Origin of the sequence: Bradyrhizobium sp. WSM1417 (genome assembly GCF_000515415.1) — a bacterium.
GTDB lineage: Bacteria > Pseudomonadota > Alphaproteobacteria > Rhizobiales > Xanthobacteraceae > Bradyrhizobium.
In genome coordinates this window covers 7,364,024-7,388,239 of record NZ_KI911783.1, presented here as the reverse complement: position 1 = coordinate 7,388,239, position 24,216 = coordinate 7,364,024, and the positions used below count along the sequence as shown (strand labels likewise).

At 64.4% G+C, this 24,216-nt stretch carries 27 protein-coding genes and 1 pseudogene; 18 read left to right on the top strand and 10 right to left on the bottom strand.

The genetic code is table 11. The features are described from left to right. The first annotated feature begins 100 nt into the window (after positions 1-100). The 9 genes and pseudogenes from BRA1417_RS0136175 to BRA1417_RS0136135 all read left to right on the top strand — a co-directional run bounded on the left by BRA1417_RS0136175 (position 101) and on the right by BRA1417_RS0136135 (position 7,261). Positions 101-253: an aa3-type cytochrome c oxidase subunit IV gene (locus BRA1417_RS0136175; protein ID WP_007596280.1), complete on the top strand. Its 153-nt coding sequence runs from the start codon at positions 101-103 to the stop codon at positions 251-253. Positions 254-390: 137 nt separating this feature from the next. Beyond that, complete coding sequence (locus BRA1417_RS0136170; protein ID WP_027519994.1) at positions 391-1,518, top strand: Re/Si-specific NAD(P)(+) transhydrogenase subunit alpha; 1,128 nt, start codon at positions 391-393, stop codon at positions 1,516-1,518. Positions 1,519-1,529: 11 nt separating this feature from the next. After that, the gene (locus BRA1417_RS0136165) at positions 1,530-1,847 is read left to right on the top strand and encodes a proton-translocating transhydrogenase family protein (protein WP_007596278.1); all 318 of its coding nucleotides are present in this window, start codon (positions 1,530-1,532) and stop codon (positions 1,845-1,847) included. 42 nt (positions 1,848-1,889) lie between these two features. Next, complete coding sequence (locus BRA1417_RS0136160; RefSeq protein ID WP_027519993.1) at positions 1,890-3,287, top strand: NAD(P)(+) transhydrogenase (Re/Si-specific) subunit beta; 1,398 nt, start codon at positions 1,890-1,892, stop codon at positions 3,285-3,287. A gap of 142 nt (positions 3,288-3,429) precedes the next feature. Further along, positions 3,430-4,227 (top strand): alpha/beta hydrolase, encoded by a 798-nt coding sequence (locus BRA1417_RS0136155; protein WP_027519992.1) that lies wholly within the window; start codon positions 3,430-3,432, stop codon positions 4,225-4,227. After that, positions 4,181-5,662, top strand: coding sequence for a sodium:proton antiporter (locus BRA1417_RS0136150; RefSeq protein WP_027519991.1), 1,482 nt, complete (start codon positions 4,181-4,183; stop codon positions 5,660-5,662). Before BRA1417_RS0136155 ends, BRA1417_RS0136150 begins: the two co-directional genes overlap by 47 nt. Positions 5,663-5,680: 18 nt before the next feature. Continuing rightward, positions 5,681-5,887, top strand: a pseudogene (locus BRA1417_RS0136145) (ionic transporter y4hA); the annotation flags it as partial. Between the two features lie 34 nt (positions 5,888-5,921). Next, on the top strand, positions 5,922-6,206 hold the full coding sequence (locus BRA1417_RS0136140; RefSeq protein WP_027519989.1) for a cupin domain-containing protein: 285 nt from the start codon (positions 5,922-5,924) through the stop codon (positions 6,204-6,206). Between the two features lie 92 nt (positions 6,207-6,298). Then, complete coding sequence (locus BRA1417_RS0136135; RefSeq protein ID WP_027519988.1) at positions 6,299-7,261, top strand: hypothetical protein; 963 nt, start codon at positions 6,299-6,301, stop codon at positions 7,259-7,261. Between the two features lie 25 nt (positions 7,262-7,286). On the opposite strand, the gene BRA1417_RS0136130 is transcribed toward BRA1417_RS0136135, so the two are convergent. Together BRA1417_RS0136130 and rpsU are read right to left on the bottom strand one after the other, a co-directional pair. Further along, positions 7,287-7,937 (bottom strand): tetratricopeptide repeat protein, encoded by a 651-nt coding sequence (locus tag BRA1417_RS0136130; RefSeq protein WP_027519987.1) that lies wholly within the window; start codon positions 7,935-7,937, stop codon positions 7,287-7,289. Positions 7,938-8,063: 126 nt separating this feature from the next. Then, a complete protein-coding gene (rpsU, locus tag BRA1417_RS0136125) occupies positions 8,064-8,378 on the bottom strand; it encodes a 30S ribosomal protein S21 (RefSeq protein WP_007614218.1) in 315 nt (104 codons plus the stop codon). A gap of 259 nt (positions 8,379-8,637) precedes the next feature. On the opposite strand from rpsU, the gene aqpZ reads away from it, so the two are divergent. Then, entirely contained in the window at positions 8,638-9,360 is a 723-nt protein-coding gene (gene aqpZ, locus BRA1417_RS0136120; protein ID WP_027519986.1) for an aquaporin Z, read from the top strand. A gap of 36 nt (positions 9,361-9,396) precedes the next feature. Here the strand turns inward: aqpZ and BRA1417_RS0136115 are convergent, their stop codons facing one another. Beyond that, on the bottom strand, positions 9,397-10,503 hold the full coding sequence (locus BRA1417_RS0136115; protein WP_027519985.1) for a 5-(carboxyamino)imidazole ribonucleotide synthase: 1,107 nt from the start codon (positions 10,501-10,503) through the stop codon (positions 9,397-9,399). Then, positions 10,500-10,988: a 5-(carboxyamino)imidazole ribonucleotide mutase gene (gene purE, locus BRA1417_RS0136110; protein ID WP_027519984.1), complete on the bottom strand. Its 489-nt coding sequence runs from the start codon at positions 10,986-10,988 to the stop codon at positions 10,500-10,502. The genes BRA1417_RS0136115 and purE overlap by 4 nt, the downstream gene beginning before the upstream one ends. 141 nt (positions 10,989-11,129) lie before the next feature. Here purE and BRA1417_RS0136105 point away from each other — a divergent pair, with 141 nt between their 5' ends. After that, complete coding sequence (locus BRA1417_RS0136105; RefSeq protein ID WP_027519983.1) at positions 11,130-11,903, top strand: GGDEF domain-containing protein; 774 nt, start codon at positions 11,130-11,132, stop codon at positions 11,901-11,903. On the opposite strand, the gene BRA1417_RS0136100 is transcribed toward BRA1417_RS0136105, so the two are convergent. From BRA1417_RS0136100 to BRA1417_RS0136090, 3 genes are all read right to left on the bottom strand, one after another. Then, positions 11,904-12,155, bottom strand: a complete 252-nt coding sequence (locus BRA1417_RS0136100) for a hypothetical protein (protein WP_027519982.1) — start codon at positions 12,153-12,155, stop codon at positions 11,904-11,906. It abuts the gene before it with no gap. A 23-nt stretch (positions 12,156-12,178) separates the two neighbouring features. After that, the gene (locus BRA1417_RS0136095; protein WP_027519981.1) at positions 12,179-12,385 is read right to left on the bottom strand and encodes a hypothetical protein; all 207 of its coding nucleotides are present in this window, start codon (positions 12,383-12,385) and stop codon (positions 12,179-12,181) included. A gap of 118 nt (positions 12,386-12,503) precedes the next feature. Further along, positions 12,504-12,710, bottom strand: a complete 207-nt coding sequence (locus BRA1417_RS0136090) for a YdcH family protein (RefSeq protein ID WP_027519980.1) — start codon at positions 12,708-12,710, stop codon at positions 12,504-12,506. Positions 12,711-13,037: 327 nt separating this feature from the next. Between BRA1417_RS0136090 and BRA1417_RS0136085 the strand changes: the two genes are divergently transcribed. Continuing rightward, entirely contained in the window at positions 13,038-13,217 is a 180-nt protein-coding gene (locus BRA1417_RS0136085; protein WP_007596254.1) for a YdcH family protein, read from the top strand. 163 nt (positions 13,218-13,380) lie between these two features. Here the strand turns inward: BRA1417_RS0136085 and BRA1417_RS0136080 are convergent, their stop codons facing one another. Continuing rightward, positions 13,381-14,484, bottom strand: coding sequence for an NAD(P)/FAD-dependent oxidoreductase (locus BRA1417_RS0136080; RefSeq protein ID WP_027519979.1), 1,104 nt, complete (start codon positions 14,482-14,484; stop codon positions 13,381-13,383). Between the two features lie 202 nt (positions 14,485-14,686). On the opposite strand from BRA1417_RS0136080, the gene BRA1417_RS0136075 reads away from it, so the two are divergent. The 6 genes from BRA1417_RS0136075 (at position 14,687) to BRA1417_RS0136050 (ending at position 22,461) form a co-directional block, all read left to right on the top strand. After that, complete coding sequence (locus BRA1417_RS0136075; protein WP_027519978.1) at positions 14,687-17,374, top strand: EAL domain-containing protein; 2,688 nt, start codon at positions 14,687-14,689, stop codon at positions 17,372-17,374. A 141-nt stretch (positions 17,375-17,515) separates the two neighbouring features. Further along, positions 17,516-18,973 (top strand): glycerol-3-phosphate dehydrogenase, encoded by a 1,458-nt coding sequence (locus BRA1417_RS0136070; RefSeq protein WP_027519977.1) that lies wholly within the window; start codon positions 17,516-17,518, stop codon positions 18,971-18,973. A gap of 76 nt (positions 18,974-19,049) precedes the next feature. Continuing rightward, positions 19,050-20,219: an ABC transporter ATP-binding protein gene (locus BRA1417_RS0136065; protein ID WP_027519976.1), complete on the top strand. Its 1,170-nt coding sequence runs from the start codon at positions 19,050-19,052 to the stop codon at positions 20,217-20,219. Continuing rightward, positions 20,216-21,130: an ABC transporter permease gene (locus BRA1417_RS0136060; RefSeq protein WP_027519975.1), complete on the top strand. Its 915-nt coding sequence runs from the start codon at positions 20,216-20,218 to the stop codon at positions 21,128-21,130. Before BRA1417_RS0136065 ends, BRA1417_RS0136060 begins: the two co-directional genes overlap by 4 nt. 4 nt (positions 21,131-21,134) lie before the next feature. Then, positions 21,135-21,947, top strand: coding sequence for an ABC transporter permease (locus BRA1417_RS0136055; protein WP_027519974.1), 813 nt, complete (start codon positions 21,135-21,137; stop codon positions 21,945-21,947). A gap of 13 nt (positions 21,948-21,960) precedes the next feature. Further along, positions 21,961-22,461, top strand: coding sequence for a DUF6622 family protein (locus tag BRA1417_RS0136050; RefSeq protein ID WP_027519973.1), 501 nt, complete (start codon positions 21,961-21,963; stop codon positions 22,459-22,461). Here the strand turns inward: BRA1417_RS0136050 and BRA1417_RS0136045 are convergent. Both BRA1417_RS0136045 and BRA1417_RS0136040 read right to left on the bottom strand, forming a co-directional pair. After that, entirely contained in the window at positions 22,458-23,309 is an 852-nt protein-coding gene (locus tag BRA1417_RS0136045) for a carbohydrate ABC transporter permease (protein ID WP_007596245.1), read from the bottom strand. The two genes, BRA1417_RS0136050 and BRA1417_RS0136045, sit on opposite strands and share 4 nt — an antisense overlap. Further along, a complete protein-coding gene (locus BRA1417_RS0136040) occupies positions 23,306-24,178 on the bottom strand; it encodes a carbohydrate ABC transporter permease (RefSeq protein WP_027519972.1) in 873 nt (290 codons plus the stop codon). The genes BRA1417_RS0136045 and BRA1417_RS0136040 overlap by 4 nt, the downstream gene beginning before the upstream one ends. Between the last annotated feature and the right edge of the window lie 38 nt (positions 24,179-24,216).

Here is a 24,216-nt window from a genome sequence, read left to right as displayed (position 1 = left end):
TGACCCGATTTGCCGGGAAACCGCGCCTCCGTGCCGTTGCCCTGCCCGAAAGTTTGCGGTATCCCAGCCATGAAATTCGACTTTCGACTGGGGACAATTCATGGCTGACCATAGCGAAGTGGCGTACAGCACCGCCGACGGCAACGACTACGTTGCCCACGAGCAGACCTACGAGGGCTTCATCAAGCTGGTGAAGTACGGCACGGTCTCGGTCGCGCTTATCGTGATCCTGATGGCGATCTTCCTGACCTGATCCATCGTCTGCAGCACCGCCAGTGTCGTCGGTGCCCATAAAATTTGCAATCAAGCCGGATTGAAAACCGGTATCCAACGTTGCGGGAGTAACGCTAAGTTCGCGTGCGCGCTCTTTCCCGCGTCGCCGGAGGGCCTATGAAGATCGCCGTTGCCAAGGAAATCGATCCGTCGGAGCCGCGGGTCGCCGCTTCGCCGGATACGGTGAAGAAGTTCAAGGCGCTGGGCGCCGAGATCGCCGTCGAGCCGGGCGCCGGCCTCAAGTCGGGTCTGCCGGACTCCGAATTCACCGCCGTGGGCGCCACCGTCAGCGCCGACGCGCTGAAGGACGCCGACATCATCATCAAGGTGAAGCGCCCCGAAGCCTTCGAGTTGGCGCAGTACAAGCGCGGCGCGCTCGTCATCGCCATCATGGACCCCTACGGCAACGAGGCCGCGCTGAAGACGATAGCCGATGCCGGCGTCTCCGCCTTCGCGATGGAATTGATGCCGCGCATCACGCGCGCACAGGTGATGGACGTGCTGTCCTCGCAGGCCAACCTTGCCGGCTACCGCGCCGTGATCGAGGGCGCCGAGGCCTTCGGACGCGCCTTCCCGATGATGATGACCGCGGCCGGCACGGTGCCCGCCGCAAAAGTGTTCGTGATGGGCGTCGGCGTCGCCGGCCTCCAGGCGATCGCAACCGCGCGCCGCCTCGGCGCCGTCGTCACCGCGACCGACGTCCGGCCCGCGACCAAGGAGCAGGTCGAATCGCTCGGCGCGAAATTCCTCGCCGTCGAGGACGAGGAATTCAAGAACGCGCAGACCGCCGGCGGCTACGCCAAGGAAATGTCCAAGGAATACCAGGCCAAGCAGGCCGCGCTCACCGCCGAGCATATCAAGAAACAGGACATCGTGATCACCACGGCGCTGATTCCGGGCCGGCCGGCGCCGAAGCTCGTCACGGCCGACATGGTCAAGTCGATGAAGCCGGGGTCGGTGCTGGTCGATCTCGCCGTCGAGCGCGGCGGCAATGTCGAAGGCGTCAAGGCGGGCGAGGTCGCCGATGTCGGTGGCATCAAGATCGTCGGCTATACCAACGTCGCCGGCCGCGTCGCGGCGTCGGCCTCCAGCCTCTACGCGCGCAATTTGTTCAACTTCATCGAAACGATGGTCGACAAGACCAGCAAGGCGCTGGCCGTGAACTGGGACGACGAACTCGTCAAGGCGACCGCGCTGACCCGGGACGGCGCCGTCATCCACCCGAATTTCCAGCCGAAAGTGTAAGGAGAGCCGTCATGGAGCATATTGCACAGGTCGTCGATCCCTTCGTCTTCCGGCTGTCGATTTTCGTTCTCGCCGTCTTCGTCGGCTATTTCGTGGTGTGGTCGGTGACCCCGGCGCTGCATACGCCGCTGATGAGCGTCACCAATGCGATCTCCTCGGTGATCGTGGTCGGCGCGCTGCTTGCGGTCGGCGTCGGCATGATCTCGAGCGGCTCGGGCTGGGCGCGCGGCTTCGGCTTCATCGCGCTCATTTTCGCCTGCGTGAATATCTTCGGCGGCTTCCTTGTCACCCAGCGCATGCTGGCGATGTACAAGAAGAAGGTGAAGTGAGCGGCGTGCACCTCGGGGTGACAAAGACAAAGGGGACCTGAGATGAACGCCAATCTGGCTGCAGTTCTGTATCTCGTGGCGGGTGTGCTGTTCATCCTGTCACTGCGCGGGCTGTCCAGCCCCGCCTCGTCGCGGCAAGGTAATTTCTTCGGCATGATCGGCATGGCGATCGCGGTCGCCACCACGCTGGCCAGCCATCCGCCGGCGGACGGCCTCGCCTGGATCCTGGTGATCCTTGGCATCGCGATCGGCGGAAGCGTCGGCGCGGTGATCGCGCGCCGCGTGCCGATGACCTCGATGCCGGAACTGGTCGCCGCCTTCCATTCGCTGGTCGGCATGGCCGCGGTGCTGGTCGCCGCCGGTGCGTTCTACGCGCCGGAGGCGTTCGACATCGGCTCCCCCGGCAACATCCATCCGCAGAGCCTGGTCGAGATGTCGCTCGGCGTCGCCATCGGCGCGCTGACCTTCACCGGTTCGGTGATCGCGTTCCTGAAGCTGTCCGCGCGGATGAGCGGTGCGCCGATCATCCTGCCGTTCCGCCACATCATCAACATCGCGCTCGCGGTCGCCCTCGTCGTCTTCATCGTCGGGCTGGTGATGTCGGGCAGCGCGCTCGACTTCTGGCTGATCGTCATCATCGCGCTGGCGCTCGGCGTCCTCATGATCATCCCGATCGGCGGCGCCGACATGCCGGTCGTGATTTCGATGCTGAACTCGTACTCGGGCTGGGCCGCGGCCGGCATCGGCTTCACCCTCGGCAATTCCGCGCTGATCATCACCGGCGCGTTGGTGGGATCAAGCGGCGCGATCTTGTCCTACATCATGTGCCACGCGATGAACCGCTCCTTCATCTCGGTCATCCTCGGCGGCTTTGGCGGCGAGACCGCGGCAGCTAGCGGTGGCGGCGGCGAGCAGAAGCCGGCCAAGCTCGGCTCGGCCGACGATGCGGCCTTCATCATGAAAAACGCGCAGAAGGTCATCATCGTGCCCGGCTACGGCATGGCGGTGGCGCAGGCCCAGCATGCGCTGCGCGAAATGGGCGACATCCTGAAGAAGGAAGGCGTCGAGGTGAAATATGCCATTCACCCGGTCGCGGGCCGCATGCCCGGACACATGAACGTGCTGCTGGCCGAAGCCAACGTGCCCTATGACGAGGTGTTCGAGCTTGAGGACATCAACTCCGAATTCGCGCAGGCCGACATCGCCTTCGTGATCGGCGCCAACGACGTCACCAATCCGGCCGCCGAAGAGGACAAGACCTCGCCGATCTACGGCATGCCCGTGCTCCAGGTCTGGAAGGCCGGCACCGTGATGTTCATCAAGCGCTCGCTTGCTTCGGGCTATGCCGGCATCGATAATCCGCTGTTCTATCGCGACAACACCATGATGCTGCTCGGCGACGCCAAGAAGGTCACCGAGAACATCGTCAAGGCGATGTAGCGCGCAGGCAAACGGGCCATTGCCAAAGCGCGCCGCCATGGCGGCGTGCGGCTGCCGTGATGTTCCGGCGCGCGGCCGGCGATGTCATGAAATTGCTGCGGAGCCGGTGCAAGCCCTGAACCGGGGCCCGGGCCGCGTCATCATGATCATCGTCAAGTGGATCGCCATCCTGCTCGTGACCGTCTATTGCGTCGGTCTCCTCGTGCTCTATGTCAGGCAGCGCGAGATGCTGTTTCCGATCCCGCCGGTCGGTCGCACGGCGCCGGATGCCGCAGGTCTCCCTGAGGCCGAGGAGCACGTCCTGACCACCTCCGATGGCGAGAAGGTCATCGTCTGGCACGTGCCGGCGAAGCCCGGTCGTCCCGTGATCCTGTATTTTCCGGGCAATGGTGATTATCTCGCCGGTCGTATCAGCCGGTTCAAGGCCATGACGGCGGACGGCACCGGCCTCGTCGCGCTGTCCTATCGCGGCTATGCCGGCTCGAGCGGGGCGCCGAGCGAGGCGGGCCTGCTGCGCGATGCCGCGGCCGCCTATGCCTTCACCACTGCGCGCTACGCGGCGGAACGAATCGCCGCCTGGGGCTTTTCGCTCGGGACCGGCGTGGCGGTCGCGATGGCCTCGGAGCATCGTGTTGGAAAACTCATCCTGGAAGCGCCCTATACATCGACGGCCGACATTGCAGCTTCATCGTTCTGGTTCGTTCCGGTGCGTCTGCTGATGCGCGATCCATTTCATTCCGACGAGCGCATCCCGCGCGTCACGGTGCCGCTATTGGTGATGCATGGCACTAATGACCTTGCCATTTCGATCGTGTTCGGAGAGCGTCTGTTCGCGCTTGCCCACGAACCGAAGCAGTTCGTTCGCTTTGCGGGCGGGGGACACGATAATCTCGATGCATTCGGTGCGATTGAAACGGCGAGGCGCTTCATTGCTTTCTAGACGGCTTGTCGTTCGGCGCGCGAGCGGGTTCATCGCCGCGATCCTCGTCGTGTTGTTGCCACAGCACGCATGGGCTGCGACCGGGCTCGACGGTGCGGCGATGGGTTGGCCCTATGCGCTGCCCTTTGCCGGCCTCCTGCTGTCGATCGCGCTCGGCCCGCTGCTGTTTGCACGATTCTGGCACCATCATTACGGCAAGATCGCCGCGGCTTGGTCGCTGCTGGCACTCGCCTCGCTCGTCATCTTGGCTGGGAGCACGGCGACGCTGGCGGCGCTCGTTCACGCCATGCTCGCCGAATATCTCGGCTTCATCGTGCTGCTGTTCTCGCTCTATGTCGTGGCCGGGGGCATTCTCGTCACCGGCGACATCAAAGCGACGCCGGCGGCCAATGCCGGCATCCTCGCGCTCGGGACGGTGATGGCGAGCGTGGTCGGCACCACGGGGGCGGCCATGATCCTGATCCGCCCTCTGATCCGCGCCAACCGGCCGCGGCGCTACAACGCCCATGTCGTTATCTTCTTCATCATCCTGGTCGCCAATGTCGGCGGCGCGCTGAGCCCGCTCGGCGATCCCCCGCTGTTCGTCGGCTTCCTGCATGGTGTCGATTTCTTCTGGACCACGCGGACCATCTGGCTGCAGACGGTGATCGTTGCCGGACTGCTGCTCGCGATCTTCGTCGTCATCGACGTCTGGCGCTTCCGTAGCGAACCCTTCCTTGGCGCTGCCGGCGTCGCGAAGCCGGTCCGCATCCGCGGCCTCGTCAATCTGGTGCTGATCGCAACCATCGTGGCGAGCCTGCTGGCCTCGGCGATGTGGAAGCCCGGAATCGCCTTCGACATTCTCGGAACCAGGCTGGAGCTGGAAGATATCGCCCGCAACGCGGCGCTGCTGGCCATAGCGGGCCTGTCGGTGTGGTTGACGCCGGACGAGCACAGGCAGGCCAACGGCTTCACCTGGGAGCCGATCCGCGAAGTCGCAAAGCTGTTCGCCGGCATTTTTATCGCGATCATCCCGGTCATCGCCATGCTCAATGCCGGCCATCACGGCGCGTTCGCCTGGCTGCTGTCGGCCGTGACGACGCCGGACGGCACGCCGCGCGAGGTTGCCTATTTCTGGTTTACCGGTCTGATGTCGGCGTTCCTCGACAATGCGCCGACCTATCTGTTGTTCTTCGAGTTGGCCGGTGGGGACCCGCAGGTGATGATGCACGAGCTCTCGGGTACGCTCGCCTCCATCTCCATGGGCGCAGTCTACATGGGCGCGCTCACCTATATCGGTAACGCGCCGAATTTCATGGTGAGCAGCATCGCTCGCGAGAACGGCATCGAGATGCCGAGCTTCTTCGGCTATTTCGTGCGCGCCAGCGCGGTGCTGATCCCGCTGTTCGTGCTGCTGACGCTGCTGCCGTTCGCGCCGATCCTGCGCTGGCATTGAATCCGCCGGCCGATTTGTTCGTCGTTGGCCACCATCGGGCTGACCATCCCGGCGGTCGGTGTCGCCACCTATGCGCTCGACAAGGAACTCACGCTCGGCCTCAGCGGCCAGGGCAGCGTGCTTTTGAGCATGCTGACCTTCGGTACGGGCAGGACCAATGTCCTGTTCGGGCTGGTCCATATGGTGGTATTTGCCGTCTACGTGTACATGGTTTTCGTGCCCTGAACCGGTTTTCCGGATGATGCCCAGGAGAGTTCCGATGCTTGCCGCCGAGTCCGAGGTTCAGGTCGACAATGACGAGGTTCGGGTGACCGAGTGGCGGCTCCCGCCAAACAGCGCCACCGGCCATCACACCCACGGCATGGACTACGTCATTGTTCCCGTGGTCGCAGGGGAAATGACCATCGTGGCACCCAATGGCGAGCGGTCCAAGGCACAGCTTGCGGCCGGAAAATCCTATTTTCGCAACGCCGGCGTCCAGCACGACGTGCTTAACGAAACCGCAACCGAGATCGTGTTCCTTGAGGTCGAGCTGAAGCCGTAATTCCGGCGTACCCCTTTGCCATTGATCTGTCGCAGTTGATCCCTCACTATGCCTCAAAGTTCCCGCATCAGATCGCGCGGGGAGTGGCCGGAATGCTGAAATACATCGCTAAAATCTCGATGGACATCTTCCCCTCGGTGCTCGCAACGATCATCGGGGCGTATATCGTTAATCATTACATCAACGCGAAGCCGGCGGCGGATGCACCCGCGGCCGTGATGGCGCCTGCCGAGGCTGGCAAGAACGGCAAGCCCGCCGATGTGGCCAACCTCCCCGCGCCCGGCGTCAAGGCCAAGGGCATTTCCGAGAAGAAGGTGACGGACAAGCCGGCGACCGAGAAGGCCGCCGATCAGCCCGCCGCGGAGTCGAAGACTTCGACGGCGGACGTGGCGCCGTCCGAGGCCGCGCCGCGCGGCAAGCCGTCCGCGCGCGAGAAGGCAGTGGCCAAGTCCACCCCGGCCGTCAGTGCACCCACTCCTGCTGCCCCGGTGGTGGAGGCCAATTCGGCGCCGGCTGCTGCCGCGCCGGCCGCAACCCCCGACGCCAACGATCTCGTGCGCGCCGCGATCGAGCGCCTGCGCAAGTCGCCTGAGAGCAAAGCGGCTGAGGCCAAGTCTGTGGAGAACAAGGCTTCCGACACAAAGGCTTCCGACAACAAGTCTTCCGAGCCCAAGTCGCCCGAGAAGACTCAGGAGCCTGCGGTGCGTGAAGCCGCCCGCACCCCGGAGGCCCCGCGTGTCATTCCCGTGGATACGTCATCGGTGCGTCCGTTGCCGCCGCCGATCACGGTCTCGACACCCGCAGCCGAGGCTTATGGCAATGGCGGCTCGTCGCAGCCGAGCCCGCCCTACACGGCCTCGGTCGGCAACGAGAACCCGAATCGGCTGACGCCGCCGGCTGATATTCCGGTCCCGATGATTGCGCCCCCGCTCGATCTGCGCGCCGATGCCGGCGCGTCCATGCCGCGGCCGAAGACCAATGTCGCCGACGACATGCTGTCGGGCGTCAAGTCCATGTTCCATTCCGTTCTGCCGAAGAGCGTCACCCCAGATTAAGACGGCGCTTGCGCTGCGCCAGACGTCAGCCGCCGACGCGGGCAAGGCCGCTGCGGGCGGCATCGTCCCGTGGACGAAGCGAGACCGCCTTGGTGTAGGACGCCGCCGCCTTGGTCCTGTCGCCCAGCCGTTCATAGGCTTGCCCGCGCATGGTCCAGACCTGGGCATTGTGGGGATCGGCCTCGGAAGCCTCATCCAGATCGGCCGCGGCCTCCTTGGCCTTGCCGAGGGCGAGATAACTGGTGGCGCGGCCGAGCAGCGGCTCGACCTTCTGCGGGTTAAGGCCGCTCGCGGCACTGAAATCGGCGATCGCGAAATCGTGCTGGTTCTTGCCCTGGTAGATCAGGGCGCGGCCATAGAGCGCCTGCGCGTTGTAGGGATCGAGTCCGACCGCGTGATTGAATTCATCGAGCGCGGCCGCCGTCTCGCCGGACTTTGCCAGGGCCTGGGCCTTTGTCGTATGGGCCTGGGCTTCACTGACATTGCCGGCGCTGACCACGTTTTCGGCGGTCGTGGCTGCCTTGGGTGCCTCCTGCGGCTTCTCCTTCTCCGGCGTCAGCGATCCCAGGTCGAAGGAGCAGCCGCACAGCGAAATCCCCATCAAGCCAAGCGCAAACGGCTGCAGCAGGATGTGGCGTAACCGCGCCAAGCCGCGCTTGGGGAAAGGGGAGGCCATCTACGGTTCGCTCGCGCTGGTGCCGCATCGGTAGTGCCCCATCCCAGGAAGGCACCGCTCACAAAACAATAACGCGGGCCAGGGGCCCGCGTCATCGAAAACTGAAGTCTCTTCAAGTCCGGTAAATCAGCGCGGTCCGCGCGGGCCAGCACTTGCACCTGCACCAGCACCCGGGCCGCCACGACCGCCACGATCACCGCCGGGGCCGGCACCGAACACCGGCTTCGGCTTCATCGGCAGCAGGCCTTCGCGCTGCAGCTTCTTGCGGGCCAGCTTGCGTGCGCGACGCACGGCTTCGGCCTTTTCGCGGGCCTTCTTCTCGGAGGGCTTTTCGTAGTGACCGCGGAGCTTCATCTCGCGGAAAATACCCTCGCGCTGCATCTTCTTCTTCAGCGCCTTGAGGGCTTGGTCGACATTGTTATCGCGAACGAGAACCTGCACGCGGCATCCTCTTCAGTGGATCGGATTTGAATTCTGGTAAGTCAAAGGGGATGGCGAAACGCACAAGCCCTTAACCTTGAGGGCGCGGATGTATCAGACAAAACTTGGGATGTCCACCGGCCAAGCGGGTTTTCGGGCCAAGTTCAGCCATTAAATGAGGCAAAATACCTCTGTGCGGCCCTGATTTGGGAGATTTGACGCCAAGGTGGGGCCGTTTCCGGAGCTTTGTTCCGGAATCTTTGAAAGCAGGGGACGACACATGGATATGAAGAAATACGCAGCCGAGGCTATCGGCACCTTTTGGCTCACATTCGCAGGTTGCGGGAGCGCGGTGATTGCAGCCGGCTTTCCCCAGGTCGGCATCGGCCTCGTCGGTGTCTCCCTCGCATTCGGGCTGAGCGTGGTCACCATGGCCTACGCGATCGGCCACATCTCAGGCTGCCATCTCAATCCGGCCGTCACCGTCGGTCTTGCCGCCGGCGGACGTTTTCCGGCCGGACAGATCCTGCCTTATGTGATCGCACAGGTGGCCGGCGCGATCGTGGCCGCGTGGCTTCTCTACGTCATCGCAAGCGGAGCTCCCGGCTTCGACGTCAGCAAAGGATTCGCGTCCAACGGCTACGACGCCCATTCTCCCGGCCAGTACAGCATGATCGTGTGCTTCCTCACCGAGGTGGTGATGACCATGATGTTCCTGTTCATCATCATGGGCGCCACCCACGGCCGCGCGCCCGCGGGCTTTGCGCCGCTGGCGATCGGGCTCGCGCTGGTGATGATCCATCTCGTCAGCATCCCCGTCACCAACACTTCGGTGAACCCGGCGCGCAGCACGGGTCCCGCATTGTTCGTCGGCGGCTGGGCGACAGCACAGCTCTGGTTGTTCTGGGTTGCGCCACTGATCGGGGGCGCGCTGGGCGGGGTGATCTATCGCTGGCTCAGCGACGAACCCGCCGGCGTCGTCGCGGGCGCGAAGACGGCGTAATCGCAAAGCGGGATCGCGGCATGCGCCGCGGTCCCGTCAATTGTCGGTCGTGGGTCGCACCTCGGTGATATGCCCCATCTTGCGGCCGGGGCGCGGCGCGCCCTTGCCGTAGATGTGCACGGTCGCGCCCGGCACGCTCAGCCACTTGTCATAGTCGTTGATCTCGTCGCCGATCAGATTGGTCATGGTGACGACTTCGCCGTGGCGCACGGGCTTGCCGAGAGGCCAGCCGGCAATGGCGCGGATGTGCTGCTCGAACTGCGAGACGGACGCACCGTCGAGCGTCCAGTGTCCGGAATTGTGCACGCGCGGAGCGATCTCGTTGACCAGCACCTTGGGTCCGGTGCCGTTGGCGAGCACGAACATCTCAACGGCAAGCACGCCGACATAGTCGAGGGCGCCCGCGATCTTGCCGGCAATGCTGCGCGCTTCCTCGGCGAGCACGTCCGGGATCCGGGCGGGCGCACGGGAGATCTTCAGGATGTGGTCGCGGTGCTCGTTTTCGGTGACGTCGAAACACTCGACCTGGCCTGTCGCGGAGCGGGCGGCGATCACGGAAATCTCACGTTCGTACGGCACGAAGGCTTCCAGGATGGCCGATTTGGTGGCGAGGCTGGTCCACACTTTCGCGACGTCGTCGCCCTCGCGGATGATGGCCTGGCCCTTACCGTCATAGCCGAAGCGGCGGGTCTTCAGCACCGCCGGAAGGCCGATCCTGGCGATCGCCTCGCGCAATGACGGGACCGAGGTGACGTCGGCATAGGCCGCAGTGCCGATGCCCAGCCGCGTCACGAAATCCTTCTCGGCCAGCCGGTCCTGGGTGGTCTCGAGGATCTTGCGGTTGGGCAGCACGGGACGGCGTGCATCCAGCACCATCGCGGCCGCGGACGGCACGTTCTCGAATTCGTAGGTGATGACGTCGACGTCGTTGGCGAACAGCTCAAGTGCTTCGACATCGGCATATTCGGCGCAGGTCGCATTCAGGACAACGTCGAAGGCCGGTGAGTCCGGATCGGGCGAGAACACTTGGCAGCGCAGGCCGAGCCGGGCCGCCGCCATGGCCAGCATCCGTCCTAATTGTCCGCCGCCGAGGATGCCAATAGTGTCGCCGGGCTTCAGCTTCACGTGCTTTGCGTCAGTCACGCCTTGTCCTCCGGGCGTTCGGCCACGGCCTCGGTCTGCGCCTTACGCCAGGCGGCGAGGCGATCGGACAAGGCCGGGTCGGACAAGGCCAGCACGGCGGCCGCCAACAGCGCCGCATTGACGGCGCCGGCCTTGCCGATGGCGAGGGTGCCGACCGGGATCCCCGCGGGCATCTGGACGATCGAATAAAGCGAGTCGATACCCTTGAGCGTCCTCGATTCGATGGGAACGCCGAACACGGGCAGTTCCGTCAGCGCCGCCGCCATGCCGGGCAGGTGCGCAGCGCCGCCCGCGCCGGCGATGATGACCTTGTAACCGGCCCCCTTGGCGCCCTTGGCGAACGCAAACAGCCGGTCGGGGGTGCGGTGTGCCGAAACGATGCGAGTGTCGGCGGCAACGCCGAGCGCTGCAAGCGTGTCGGCGGTGTGCCGCATCGTGTCCCAGTCCGACTGGCTTCCCATGATGATGGCGATTGGCGCGGTCATGACGTCAATTGTGCTCGAAAAACAGGAAGATAGGCCAGATTAGCGGTTCCGGCCGGTTGCTCGCAAGGCGGTGGCAAGGAGAAGGGAATGCACTATCCTGTCTTGGTGAATCCCCGCAAGCCTTCATTGAGCAGGATGCCCATGAAGAAACCAAAAAGGGCGAGCGCTGCGAAGGCCAAAAAGGGCCCGAAAACCAGCGCCGGCCGCTCCAAAGTTGCTCCCAAGCGTCTGGCCAAGAGTCGGACCAAGAGTCCGGCCAAGCGTCCGGCGCGGCGTCCGGCCAGACCGCCGCGGCGCGAAGCGTCTGCCGATGACGGCGCCAAGGAGGTCATGAAGCCGGCCATCAACGCGACCATCCGCGAGCTCCGGAGCAAGCTCAAGAGGGCGCTGCGGCGGGTCGCGGAGCTCGAGGCGGCCGCCGACACCGACTTCCTGCTCGATATTCCGAACCGCCGCGGCTTCGAACGCGAGCTCGCTCGCGCCGTCGCCTACATGAAGCGCTACCGCGCCAGCGGCGCGCTGATCGTGCTCGATGTCGATCGGCTGAAGCCGATCAACGATTCCTTCGGCCATGCGGCCGGCGACGAGGTGCTGAAGGCAATTGCCACCACGCTGACGCGGCAGATCCGCGCCTCGGACGTGGTGGGCCGGCTCGGCGGCGACGAGTTCGCGCTGCTGCTCTGGAATCTCAGCGAGACCGACGCCAAGGCGAAGGCCGCGGCTTTCGAGCAGGCCGTCGACGAATTGTCCTTTGTCTTTCGCGGCCAGCACGTGAGTGCGGGTGCTTCCGCCGGCGTCGCCCTGCTTGGAGTGCAATCCGACGCCACGCGGGCCCTGGAGGAGGCCGATGCCGCCATGTATGTGCGCAAGGCGCACCGCCGGCACGAGCCGCGCATCAGGCTCGTCAGCAGCTAGCTAAAGGGTGCCGAGGTCTTTCGGTACGTTGCCGAAGCTGCGGAGCAGTTTGGCGTCGCCGAATTCGCCGGTCATGGGATCGCCGCTGCGGCTGAACGCGACCGCGCCGGTGTGGCCGGTGCCGTGCGACATGATCTCGGCGCGCCGTAACGCGGCCGCCGCGCTCTGGCATTCCTCGGCCGCACCTGCGACCGGCGAGCCGTCCTCGTCGGTCAGGAAAGGTAATGCAACGTAATAGGTGACATCGGACATGGTCGGCTCCGATAGCTGACAGCTTAGGCGGCGCTGCTCTTGCTGCGCGAGGTCTCCGGAATGCAACCTGCGGAAACCGCCGCCTGCAATTCCTCCAGCTCGGCCTCCAGATATTCATTGGCCATGATCAGCGCCTTGATGGTGCTGCGCAGATTGCCGTCGCACATCGCGATCGCCTGATCACAGGCTTGTTCATAATGGCCGTTGTCGAGAAGGGCGGCTGCCGACATCTGCGTTTTCCTTGGACGGTTTTCCCGGGGGCGGTGGTGCCCAAATGTTCTTATTTTGTTCCTTTCGAGTCAAGCGGATTCACATGCGGCGGGGCGCCGTGAGCTGTCCTCCTGTGGATCAGGCGATGATATCGGGCGTGATCTGGTCTTCGATGAACGCGATACGGTCACGCAACAACAGCTTGCGTTTCTTCAACCGCTGTAACCGCAACAGGTCGGGGGCGGGCGATTGATGCAGTGCATCGATCGCCGCATCAAGATCTCGGTGTTCCTGGTGCAACCGGGCGAGCTCGGATTCGAGTTCGCGCGCATCTTCATTGGTCATGTCTGCGGTGGCCGAAAAACCGATAGGCGTGAGATTAAGGCTGTGGATGCCCTGTGGAAACTATCGTCCTTGCGCGCCGTGATCGCAAGCGATCTCGGGCTGTCCCGCGTCGATCTCCCGCGGGATATTTCTGCGGTCGCTCCGACGTTGCGCAATCGCATTGATATCACGGATTTTTCCCGCGTGGTTCCCTTACTCACGCTTCGTTACTTATGAATTTTCAAAAATGACAGTGCGACGACGGATACCCATCGACAGAACGAATCGGTGATGTACACTTCGTCGTCCGGTCGAATCCAAGGTTCACCCCTACCGAGGAGGTTTCGAATGACAATTCAGGCACATCTGGTTGAATTGGAACGGAAGCATAAAACTCTCGAAAACGAATTGCACGAAGCTCTCGTGCACCTTTCAACAGACGACCTGCAAATTGTTGAGTTGAAGCGCCGGAAGTTGATGGTCAAGGACCAGATCGAGCGTCTCAGGCACGGCGACACGCTCCACTAGTAACCCCCGTATCAGCGTAGAGTTGATCGCACCCTTCAAGCAGGGATGAGAGCCTTTGCGCTCATCCTTGCAAGGTGCCACACCGTGCAAGGATTGCGCGGCTCCAGCGTCTTGTCTGGACGCGGTTCTTTGCGTGTGACCGGACTTCAGTTCGCTTTGAGCGCTAGATGTTTGCGAGCTCGGCAACGTGATCCGCGATCGCGAGCGATGACGTCAATCCGGGCGACTCGATGCCGAACAGATTGATCAGGCCTTCGACGCCGTGATCGCGCGGGCCCTGCATCAAGAAGTCCTGCGTGGCCACCGCCGGCGGCACGATCTTCGGGCGAATGCCCGAATAGCTCGGCATGAGAGCACCGTCAGGCAGCGTCGGCCAGTATTTGCGAATGGCCGGGTAGAAGCGCTCGGCGCGTGACGGGTCGACCTCGTAGTCGATCGTCTCGATCCACTCGACGTCGGGGCCGAAACGGGCCTGCCCGGCCATGTCCAGCGTCAGATGCACCCCTAGCCCACCGGGCTCGGGCACCGGATAGATCAGGCGCGAGAACGGTGCCTTGGCATTGCAGCTGAAGTAGTTTCCCTTGGCGAGGTAGGCCGTCGGGATCCGTTCCAGCGGCATGCCCTCGATGTTGCGCGCCACCGTGGTCGCCGAGAGCCCGGCGGCGTTGACGAGGAGGCTGCATTGCAGTGTCATCGGCGCTTCGCCGCCCGCCTCGATCTCGATCACGCCGGCGCTCGCCTTGGCACGAATCAGCGGTGTGTGAAACGCGAAGGCCGCGCCCGCGTCCTCGGCTTCGCCGCGCAGCGAGAGCATGTAGGCGTGGCTGTCGATGATGCCGGTCGACGGCGACAGCAGCGCGGCGTCGCAGGCGAGCGCCGGCTCCAGTGCACATGCCGCATCGCCCGCGAGGAGCTGCATGTCGAGCACGCCATTGGCCTCGGCATGCGCCTTGATCGATTGCAGCTTCTCGGTCTCTTTCGGATTGGTCGCGACGATCAGCTTGCCGCAATTCCTGTGCGGGATGCCGCGCTCGGAACAGTAACGGTAGAGCGCGTGCTTGCCGTCGACGCACATGCGCGCCATCCAGCTTCCGGCGCGGTAGTAGATGCCGGCATGGATCACCTCGCTGTTACGCGAGGAGGTGATGGTGCCGATGGCCTCGGCTTGCTCGAGCACGATCACCTCGCGCCCGGCTTGCGCCAGCTTTCGAGCCACCGCGAGCCCGATCACGCCAGCTCCGATGACGACGCAGTCGACCCTATCCATGGTTGTGCAGGACGTCCGCTCGAAGCGACGATGGCCCCACGCCTGGGGACGGCGGCGCGGGGGCGTTTTCCGTTAAGGAAGAATTTATCATGTCAGGGCAATTGCCGTATTTGATGCCACATTTTTCCGTTGCGCGGACAGGCGTTTACCCGATCCAAACCCGCGAGGCCAGACAATCCGACGTTGAAATCGCGGGTGGCTGATGGCTGAGAAGAACTGGCACGCGGGCAGCGCGCTTCCGATTGCGGTGCAGGCCGTCGTGTGCCTGGCCGCAGCGGCGGCGCCTGCGCGCGCCTTTGCCCTCTCGGACAGGTTCAGCCCTCCGAGCTATCTCGGCGAGCTTGATCCCAACGTGATCTGGGAAGCCCTGATCGCGGGCGTCGTGATTTGCTCGTTCCTCGCCGCGATCGCGCTGTGGATCCATTCCTCGCTGCGCCGGACCAGGCGTCTGCAGCTGCGGCGCAATGCCTTTGTCTCCTCCGCGATGAACAATCTCAACCAGGGCGTGGTGATGACGGATGCGCAGCGGCGCATCATCTTCTGCAACGATCGCTATATCGAGATTTACGGCCTGGCGCGGTCGGATCTCTGGGCCAACATGGACGGCTACGAACTCCTTGAGCTGCGACGCAAGCGCGGGGTGCTCGGCGCCGCCTCCAACGACGAGTTCTACGAGAAGGCGGCAAGCACCAACGGCTTGATCACCGAACTGCCGGACGGGCGGGCCATCCTGGTGAAATATTTCGTGCTGCCAAATGGCGGCTCGGTGACGACGCATCTGGACGTCAGCGAGCAACGCAGACTGTCGCGGCAGCTCGCCTCCACCAAGCAGTTCCTGGAAACATTGCTGGACAACGTGCCGGCCTGCGTGGCGGCGAAGAACATCGAAGATGGCCGCTACATCTTCGCCAACAGCGCCTATGAGCGGTTCTGGGGCTTCTCGCGCGACCATGTCGTCGGCAAGATCGCGCGCGAGCTGTTTGCGCCTGCCTCGGCCGACAGCATCGAGGCGACCGACCGGGCGGCACTCGATTCGCCGGACGGTCAGTTTCGCAACGAATTCGAGGTCGACCGCGCCGGTGAGCGACGCATGGTTGCCTCGATCCGGATCGTGGTCCGCAACGAGAGCAACAAGCCCGAATTCCTGATGCTCGTGTTTGAGGACATCACCGACCGCCGCTCGTTGTCGAAGGAGCTGGAGAGCACGAAGAAGTTCCTGGAGCTCGTGGTCGACAACATCCCGGTGGCCCTGATCGTCGAGCAGGTCAAGGACGGCCGCTACCTGCTCGCCAACCGCAGCGCGGAGACGATCCTCAACCGCAGGCGCGAGGAAGCCACGGGCCTGACCGCGTCCGACATCTTCAATCCCAAGGAAGCCAAGCTGATCATCGCGCGCGACGAAGCCGCGATCAAGAAGCGTGGGATGATCACCGAAGAGCACCCGATCTCCACCAAGGACGGGCTGCGGCTGTTCCTCACCCGCCGCGCCACCGTGCTGAGCGAGACCGGCGAGCCCCAATATCTGATCAAGACCCACGAGGACGTCACCGATCGCCGGCAGACCGAGTCGCGCATGGCGCACATGGCCTATCACGACGGCCTCACCGATTTGCCGAACCGTGCCGCTTTCCTGCAGGCGTTGACCCAGATGATCGAGGCCTGCGAGGGCACCGGCGAGGAGTTCGCGGTTCTGTGCGTCGACCTCGACGGCCTCAAGGAGGTCAACGACGTCTTCGGTCATGCGCACGGCGACAAGCTCCTGGTGGAGGTGGCCCAGCGGCTCCAGGACTCCGCGCGCGGCGGCGTGGTGGCGCGCCTGTCCGGCGACGAGTTCGGCCTGATCATCGACGGCAAGCAGCCGGAGGCAGGTCTCGCCCTGGCGCAGCAGATCGGTGATGCGATCGCTAAGGAATTCCAGATCGACGGCCGGCCGGTCCGCGCCGGTGTCACCACCGGCATGTCGGTCTTCCCGCACAACGGCGCCGACGCCGCCTCGCTGCTCGCCAATGCCGGTGCGGCGCTATTCCGCGCCAAGCAGAAATCGCGCGGCACGATCAGCCTGTTCCAACCTGAGATGGACCAGCAGATCCGCGATCGCCGCGTGCTGCATCAGGACCTCTCGATGGCGATCAAGAACGGCGAGCTCTCGCTCGCCTTCCAGCCGCAGGGAGCCGCGGGCCACAGCGTCGCCGAGAGCGAGATCATCGGCTTCGAGGCGCTGGCACGCTGGCAGCATCCGGTGCGCGGCCAGGTCTCGCCGGCCGAGTTCATCCCGATCGCGGAGGAAAGCGGCCTGATCGTCGAGATGGGCGAGTGGATCCTGCGCGAGGCCTGCCGTGAGGCCGCGTCCTGGCCGACGCCGCTTCAGGTCGCGGTCAATCTGTCGCCGGCGCAGTTCATGCACGGCGACGTGGTCGGGCTCGTCCATTCCATCCTGATCGAGACGGGTCTCGCACCCGGCCGGCTGGAGCTCGAGATCACCGAGGGCGTACTGATCGAGGACTTTGATCGTGGTCTCGCGCTGTTGCGCCGGCTCAAGGCGCTCGGCGTGCGCATCTCGATGGACGATTTCGGCAGCGGTTATTCCTCGCTGAGCTATCTCCAGGCGTTCCCGTTCGACAAGATCAAGATCGACCGCGCCTTCATCATCAATCTCGGCCGCAACCCGCAATCGGCGGCGATCGTGCGCGCCGTGATCGGTCTCGGCCATGGCCTGGACATGTCGATCGTCGCCGAGGGCGTCGAGACGTTGGAACAGCTCGTCTTCCTCGCCGAGGAAGGCTGCGACGGCGTGCAGGGCTATCTGCTCGGCAAGCCCCTGCCGATCGGGAAATATGCCGGCCTCGTCGGTCGCGCGGAAGTCATGGAGCTTGCGCTCAAGACCGGCTAGAGCGTTTTCGAGCGAAGTGGATGCCGGTCCGCGTCAAGAAAACGCGCCAAAATTAGAATCTAGAGCCCCGTTCCGATTTCATCGGAACGGAAATGGCTCTAGTGATGGTGGGCGCTTCGTTCGCTCCTAGTCGACGGCTTCATGGCGGATTACGACCTTGCGATCATCGGCGGCGGCCTGAACGGTGTCAGCCTCGCGCGCGATGCCGCCGGCCGCGGCCTGCGGGTCATCCTGTTGGAGCAGGGCGATCTGGGCGGCGCGGCGTCCTCGGCAACACCGCGGCTGATCCACGGCGATCTCTCGGTCCTGGAACGGCGCGGCTTCCGACGGGTGCGCCGGGCGCTCGTCGAGCGCCGGATTTGGCTTCGGATCGCGCCGCATCTGGTTCGTCCGATGCGCTTCGTGATCCCGGCGCATTCCGACGAGCGCCCACCATGGCTGCTGCGCGTCGGCCTGCTCCTCTACGACAGCCTCACCAGCCGGAGCGGCCTGCGTGCAACGGCGACCCTCGACATCACACATCATCCGGTCGGCAACGCGCTGAAACGACCATTCGGTACGGCCTTCGAATATTCGGATTGCGTCGTCGACGATTCACGATTGGTGGTGCTCACGGCACTGGATGCGGCCGAGCGCGGCGCCGTGATTCGGACTGGAGCGCGCTGTGCGCGCGCCGATCGAACCGACGCATGGCGGCTCGCGGTGGTCGACCGCGGCCATCGCCGCACGATCACGGCCCGGGCACTGGCCAACGCCACCGGCGGCTGGACGTCGATGGTCGCCGAAACCGTGCTGCGGCAGCCGCAACCCGCCATGGCGGCGATGCAGATGAGCCAGATCATCGTCCCGCGGCTGTTCGATTCCGATAACGTCTACGTCTTCCAGAACAGTGACGGCCGGCTGATCTTCGCGAGTCCTCTCGATCGCGATTTCACGCTGATCGGAACAGTCACGCACGATTTCACCGGGGATCCCGCGATCGTCGCGATGCGGGGGGCCGACATCGGCTATCTCTGCGAAGCGGCCAGCCGCTATTTCCGCGAGCGCGTCGCCCCGACCGACGTGGTGCGCGCGGTCTCCGGCGTCAACCTGACGCTGGCGTCCGCGCGCGGGCGTGACGGCACGACGCTGTTCCACGCGCGCCGGCGCAAGGCGCCGCTGATCACGATGTTCGGCGGCGACGTCACCACCTCGCGCCTCCGCGCGGAGCGCGCGGTGACGAAGTTGACGCCGTTCTATCCGATGTCGCCGCCCTGGACCGCAGGCGCGGCGCTGCCGGGCGGAGATTTCGCGTGGGATCGTTTCGACACTGAGGTCGATCTTGCGCGTGACCGTTGGCGCTTTCTGTCCGAGCCGCAGGCCCAACGCCTCGTTGCGGCCTATGGTTCGCGGTTATCGGATGTGCTTGGCGAGGCGAAGACGCGCGACGATCTCGGCCCCGCCTTCGGTCCCGAGTTGACGGGCGCCGAGGTGCGCCATCTCATGACCCGCGAATGGGCGCGTTTTCCCGAGGACATCCTGTGGCGCCGCTCCAAGCTCGGTCTGACGATCTCAGCGCAGGAATGCGATGCGCTGGCTGCGTTCATGGCGAATGCGTGAACGAACCGCCTCTAACCGGTTGAGCTGGGGACGATCGGCCGCTAGCGTGCGGCGGGATTGGGGTTGGCAAGGGACCATGACTGACGAGTTGCCCAGAACAGACGCTGCTGCGGATGCGGTCGGAGAGACGCAGTTCGCGGCCGGCGAGCCGCTGCTGCGCATTGAGGGCGTCGCCAAGACGTTCGGGACGTTCCGGGCCGTCGACGGCGTGTCGCTCGACATCAAGGCCGGCGAGTTCTTTGCACTGCTTGGCCCCAGCGGCTGCGGCAAGACCACGCTTCTGCGCATGCTCGCCGGTTTCGAAGCGCCGGATCAAGGGCGCATCCTGCTCGGCGGCAAGGACATCGCGCAGGCGCTGCCGCATGAGCGGCCGATCAACATGATGTTCCAGAACTACGCGCTGTTTCCGCACCTCGCGGTGCGCGACAACATCGCCTTCGGCCTGAAGCGCGCCGGCATGGCGCGCGCCGACATTGCCACGCGCGTGGCGGAGATGGTTGCGCTGGTGAAGCTCGATGGGCTGGAGAAGCGCAAGCCTGACCAGCTCTCCGGGGGGCAGCGCCAGCGCGTGGCGTTGGCGCGCGCACTGGCGCGGCGGCCGCAGCTCCTCCTGCTCGATGAGCCGCTCGCGGCCCTCGACAAGAAGTTGCGCGAAAACACCCAAGGCGAGCTGATGGAGCTTCAGCGCCGGCTCGGCATGACCTTCATCATCGTCACCCACGACCAGGAAGAGGCGATGACGATGGCGAGCCGGATCGGCGTGATGAGAGACGGCAAGCTCGCGCAGGTCGCTAGCCCGCGCGAACTCTACGAGGCGCCACGCTCGCGCTGGATCGCGGAGTTTGTTGGCGACGTCAACCTGTTCGACGCCGAGTCCAAATTGCGCGACGGTCATCGTCTGGTCATCGGCACGCGCGATGCGGGCACGCTGGTGGTGGCGGAGCCGCGCGAGCCGTTCGGCGAGGGCAGATTATCGGTTGCGATCCGCCCCGAAAAGGTCAAGCTGTCGCGCCGTGGGCCGGTGAGGGAAGCCGGTCATGAAACGGCGATCAACCAGCTGGACGGCGTGATCGCCGACATCTGCTATCTCGGCGGCACCACCACTTACAAGGTGAAGCTCGACGCCGGCGGGATGCTGCAGGCTTCGGTCGCCAACAACGCGCGCCTCGACGTCGACGCCTACAGCCTGAACCAGCCTGTCGTCGCCTGGTTCACGCCCGACGACTGCGTGGTGCTGCCGTCATGAGCGCGCGCCGCATCTTTGCGCGACCGGCTCGCCTTGCCGCGATCGCGCCCTATGTCTGGATGGTGCTTTTCTTCCTGGTGCCGTTCGGCTTCGTGCTGAAGATCAGCCTTTCGCAGACGGCGATCGCGCAGCCGCCTTACGAGCCGGTGTTCGACCTGATGGCGGGATGGGGGGCGCTGAAGACCGCCTTTGCCGCGCTGTCGGTCGACACTTTCAGGCTGCTCGCCTCCGACGATATCTACCTGTTCGCCTATGTGCGTAGCCTCACCGTCGCCGTCACCGCGACCGCGCTGTTGCTTCTGATCGGCTATCCCATCGCCTACGGCATGGCGCGGCTGCCGGCGCGCTGGCAGGCCGTGGCGATGGTGCTGGTGATCGTGCCGTTCTGGACCTCGTTCCTGATCCGCATCTATGCCTGGATCAACATCCTCCAGCATGACGGCCTGCTCAATCAGATCCTGCTGGCGCTGCATCTGGTCAGCCAACCGGTGGTATGGCTCTCCACCGACAGTGCGATGTATATCGGCATCGTCTATTCCTACCTGCCGTTCATGATCCTTCCGCTGTACGCCACGCTGGCCAAAATGGAGCCCGCGCTGGAGGAGGCCGCCTCCGATCTCGGCGCGCCGCGCTGGCAGGTGTTCTGGCTCGTCACCTTCCCGCTGTCGCTGCCCGGCGTCGGCGCTGGCGTGCTGCTGTGCTTCATTCCCATCGTCGGCGAGTTCGTCATTCCGGATCTCCTGGCCGGCTCCAATTCGCTGATGATCGGCCAGACGCTGTGGCTCGAATTCTTCACCAACAAGGACTGGCCGGTCGCCTCCGCCGCGGCCATCGTGCTGTTGCTGGTGCTGCTGGTGCCGCTGCTGCTATATGAACGGCTGCAGAAGCGGCAGCTGGAACAGGGGCGGTGAGACGATGCGCAAACTCTCGCGTCTGTCCCGCTTCAACGTCGCCTCGCTTGCGCTGGGTCTGGCCTTCCTTTACCTGCCGATCCTGATCCTCGTCATCTATTCCTTCAACGCCTCGCGCCTGGTGACGGTGTGGGGCGGCTGGTCGCTGCGCTGGTATCACGAGCTCTTCAATGATCGTGCTATGATCGAGGCGGCCTGGATGAGCCTGCGCGTCGCGGTTTCGTCGGCGACCATTGCGACCCTGATCGGCACGCTTGCCGCCGTGGCGCTGTCGCGGGGCGAGCGATTCCGCGGCCGCACCTTGTTCTCCGGCATGCTCTATGCGCCGCTGGTGATGCCGGAGGTGATCACCGGATTGTCGCTGCTGCTGCTGTTCGTGGCGCTGAACGCCGAGCGGGGCTTCTGGACGGTGACGATCGCCCATACCACGCTCACGATGTGCTTCGTCGCCGTCGTCGTGCAGTCCCGCCTCGGCTCGCTCGACCGTTCATTGGAAGAGGCCGCGATGGATCTCGGCTGCGACCCGGTGCGCGCGTTCGTCGCCGTGACGCTGCCACTGATCGCGCCCGCGATCGTCGCGGGCTGGATGCTCGCCTTCACGCTGTCGCTGGACGATCTCGTGATCGCGAGCTTCACCACCGGCCCGGGCTCGGCGACGCTGCCGATCCGGATCTATTCGGAGGTGCGGCTGGGAGTGAAGCCCGAGATCAATGCGATCTGCACGCTGGTGATCGCCTTGATCGCGGTCGTCATCGTGATCGCCTCGCTCGCCTCGAAACTGTCGAGTTCGCAGGGCGAGAGCGCGGCGCCGCTTTGAGAGAGGAGGCATTGTGACATTCACCTACCAGGTCCTGGTGCATACGCCGGTCTGGGTCTTCGCACTGCTTGCCTATCTCATCTGGCAAGGTGTGCAGGCGATGCAGCCGCGCACGACGCCGATCTGGCGTGCGCTGATCGTGCCAGTCGTGTTCATCGTCTGGGGGATATCCCGGATCGGCTTCGGGCATCAGGACAGCGCGTGGCCGCTGATTGCCTGGGGCGGGTCCGCGTTGGCGTTGTTGCCGATCGGCGTATTGACGCCGCGCCCGTTCGACGTCGATCACAAGACAGGCGAGATCGTCCGCCCGGGCGACGCGTTTGCGCTTATCCGCAACCTCGTCGTGTTCTCTCTGCAATACACGGTCGGCGTGATCTCGGCGATCGATGCCGGCGATCGTGCGCTGGCCGTCATCGTCGGCCGCTCCATTTCGGGCGCGACCGCCGGCTATTTCATCGGTTCGACGATCGCGCTTCTGATCGCCTATCGCAGCAAGCGCGCGGCCGATGTTTAGGACTTCACCGCACCTGCCGTGAGCCCGCCCACCATGTAGCGGCGGAAGGCGTAGTAGATCGCCGCCGGCGGCAGCGCGTAGATGAAGCCGGTCGTCATCAACAGCTCCCACGGCGAGTCGTCGGCGGCCAGGAAGTTGCCGAGCGCGACGGGAAGCGTGATCTCGCGGTCGTTCGAGAGCAGCAGGAACGCGTAGAGGTATTCGTTCCACGCGAGCAGCACCGCATAAGTGCCGATCGCGACCAGCGAGGGCATCATCAGCGGCAAGTAGACCAGGCGGAAGATCTGGAGGGTGGTCGCGCCGTCCATCACGGCGGCCTCGTCCAGCTCGACCGGCAGCTTGTCGGAGGCCTGCTTGAGCACCCAGATCGCGTAAGGGCTGGCGATCGTCACCATGGCCAGGATCAGCGACCAGTGATTGTTGAGCAGGCCGTAATTGCCCATGGTGCGATACATCGGCACCGCGAGGAACGCCGCCGGGATGAAATAGGTGAACAGCGCGAGGTTCATCACGATGCGCCCGCCGGGCACACGCAGCCGCGAGATCGAGAACGCCGCCGCGGTCGCGATGACCAGCGTCAGCACGCCGACGGCCGCCGCGATCACCAGCGAATTCCAGAACTGCACGTAGAAGTCGCGCAGGAAATAATGCTGCTGCTTGAACACGATTTCGAAGTTGTGCAGCGTCGGATGATCCGGCCACAGCTTGCCCGAGAACGCGTCCTCCTTCGGCGAGATCGCGAACAGGAACATGTGATAGATCGGGATCATCGTCCAGAGCAGGACGGGAATGCCGATCAGGAGCAGCCGCGCCTCGGTCGCGACGTCACGGAGAGAGGGAAGCTTCATCGCGACAACCGTTTCATCATGAAGTACATCAGCGGGAGGACGAACGGTATCGCGCAGACGATGGAGGCCATCGCGAGCGAGAGCTGGTCGAGCCGGAGATAGCGGATGCCGAGCGTCGACAACACGTGTGTGAGGTCGGCCGGGCCGCCGCCGGTGAGCAGATAGACGCTGTTGAAGTCGCCGAGCGTCCAGATCATCGAGAGCAGCGTGCAGGTGATGTAGAGCATCTGCAGCGACGGCCAGGTGATGTAACGGAATTTCTGCCACCAGCTCGCGCCGTCGACCTCGGCGGCCTCGAACAGATCTTGCGCGATCGCAAGCCGTCCGGTCATCAGGATCAGCGTCCAGAACGGCAGCGACTTCCAGATGTGGACGCCGATCGCCATGGTTAGCGCCACCGTCGGGTCGTTCAGCCAGTTCGGGCCGTCGTCTCCGGTCAAGGAGAAGATGAAGTGGTTGACCATGCCCCATTCGGGGTTGAACATGAAGCGCACCGACAGAATGGTCGGGATCGACGGCACTGCCCAGGGCAGGATGAAGACCACCGAGAGCCATCTGATCCAGGTGCGCTGCTGCGCGAAGAAGCCGGACAGGAACAGCGCGATCAGCATCTTGATGTTGATGCCGATGACCAGGAAGATCAGCGTGTTGACGGCGGCGCGCGCGAAGATCGGGTCGTTATAGAGCGCGACATAATTCGACGGGGCCCGCGCCAGCCATAGCCCGTAACAGACGGGGTAGACGACGAAGGCGAGGAAAACGAGCAAATAGGGTGCGAGCAGCACGATGCCCCAGATTTGCGTCGGGGTCAGCCGCGACGACAAGGGCGGTGCGGGGATCGACTGATCGCCAGAGAGCGTAATCGCCATTCTTTTTGGACTCTTCAAAGAGTTGCCGGCCGCGAAAC

What these genes read in the sequence shown, in the direction of transcription:
- BRA1417_RS0136075 (WP_027519978.1), top strand. Translation starts at nt 14,687, where the DNA reads ATGGCTGAGAAGAACTGGCACGCGGGCAGCGCGCTTCCGATTGCGGTG.
- BRA1417_RS0136165 (WP_007596278.1), top strand. Translation starts at nt 1,530, where the DNA reads ATGGAGCATATTGCACAGGTCGTCGATCCCTTCGTCTTCCGGCTGTCG.
- BRA1417_RS0136095 (WP_027519981.1), bottom strand. Translation starts at nt 12,385, where the DNA reads ATGTCGGCAGCCGCCCTTCTCGACAACGGCCATTATGAACAAGCCTGT.
- BRA1417_RS0136130 (WP_027519987.1), bottom strand. Translation starts at nt 7,937, where the DNA reads ATGGCCTCCCCTTTCCCCAAGCGCGGCTTGGCGCGGTTACGCCACATC.
- BRA1417_RS0136100 (WP_027519982.1), bottom strand. Translation starts at nt 12,155, where the DNA reads ATGTCCGATGTCACCTATTACGTTGCATTACCTTTCCTGACCGACGAG.
- BRA1417_RS0136175 (WP_007596280.1), top strand. Translation starts at nt 101, where the DNA reads ATGGCTGACCATAGCGAAGTGGCGTACAGCACCGCCGACGGCAACGAC.
- BRA1417_RS0136090 (WP_027519980.1), bottom strand. Translation starts at nt 12,710, where the DNA reads ATGACCAATGAAGATGCGCGCGAACTCGAATCCGAGCTCGCCCGGTTG.
- BRA1417_RS0136085 (WP_007596254.1), top strand. Translation starts at nt 13,038, where the DNA reads ATGACAATTCAGGCACATCTGGTTGAATTGGAACGGAAGCATAAAACT.
- BRA1417_RS0136080 (WP_027519979.1), bottom strand. Translation starts at nt 14,484, where the DNA reads ATGGATAGGGTCGACTGCGTCGTCATCGGAGCTGGCGTGATCGGGCTC.
- aqpZ (WP_027519986.1), top strand. Translation starts at nt 8,638, where the DNA reads ATGGATATGAAGAAATACGCAGCCGAGGCTATCGGCACCTTTTGGCTC.
- BRA1417_RS0136105 (WP_027519983.1), top strand. Translation starts at nt 11,130, where the DNA reads ATGAAGAAACCAAAAAGGGCGAGCGCTGCGAAGGCCAAAAAGGGCCCG.
- BRA1417_RS0136070 (WP_027519977.1), top strand. Translation starts at nt 17,516, where the DNA reads ATGGCGGATTACGACCTTGCGATCATCGGCGGCGGCCTGAACGGTGTC.
- purE (WP_027519984.1), bottom strand. Translation starts at nt 10,988, where the DNA reads ATGACCGCGCCAATCGCCATCATCATGGGAAGCCAGTCGGACTGGGAC.
- BRA1417_RS0136040 (WP_027519972.1), bottom strand. Translation starts at nt 24,178, where the DNA reads ATGGCGATTACGCTCTCTGGCGATCAGTCGATCCCCGCACCGCCCTTG.
- BRA1417_RS0136055 (WP_027519974.1), top strand. Translation starts at nt 21,135, where the DNA reads ATGCGCAAACTCTCGCGTCTGTCCCGCTTCAACGTCGCCTCGCTTGCG.
- BRA1417_RS0136155 (WP_027519992.1), top strand. Translation starts at nt 3,430, where the DNA reads ATGATCATCGTCAAGTGGATCGCCATCCTGCTCGTGACCGTCTATTGC.
- BRA1417_RS0136170 (WP_027519994.1), top strand. Translation starts at nt 391, where the DNA reads ATGAAGATCGCCGTTGCCAAGGAAATCGATCCGTCGGAGCCGCGGGTC.
- BRA1417_RS0136045 (WP_007596245.1), bottom strand. Translation starts at nt 23,309, where the DNA reads ATGAAGCTTCCCTCTCTCCGTGACGTCGCGACCGAGGCGCGGCTGCTC.
- BRA1417_RS0136160 (WP_027519993.1), top strand. Translation starts at nt 1,890, where the DNA reads ATGAACGCCAATCTGGCTGCAGTTCTGTATCTCGTGGCGGGTGTGCTG.
- BRA1417_RS0136135 (WP_027519988.1), top strand. Translation starts at nt 6,299, where the DNA reads ATGCTGAAATACATCGCTAAAATCTCGATGGACATCTTCCCCTCGGTG.
- BRA1417_RS0136140 (WP_027519989.1), top strand. Translation starts at nt 5,922, where the DNA reads ATGCTTGCCGCCGAGTCCGAGGTTCAGGTCGACAATGACGAGGTTCGG.
- BRA1417_RS0136150 (WP_027519991.1), top strand. Translation starts at nt 4,181, where the DNA reads ATGCATTCGGTGCGATTGAAACGGCGAGGCGCTTCATTGCTTTCTAGA.
- BRA1417_RS0136060 (WP_027519975.1), top strand. Translation starts at nt 20,216, where the DNA reads ATGAGCGCGCGCCGCATCTTTGCGCGACCGGCTCGCCTTGCCGCGATC.
- BRA1417_RS0136065 (WP_027519976.1), top strand. Translation starts at nt 19,050, where the DNA reads ATGACTGACGAGTTGCCCAGAACAGACGCTGCTGCGGATGCGGTCGGA.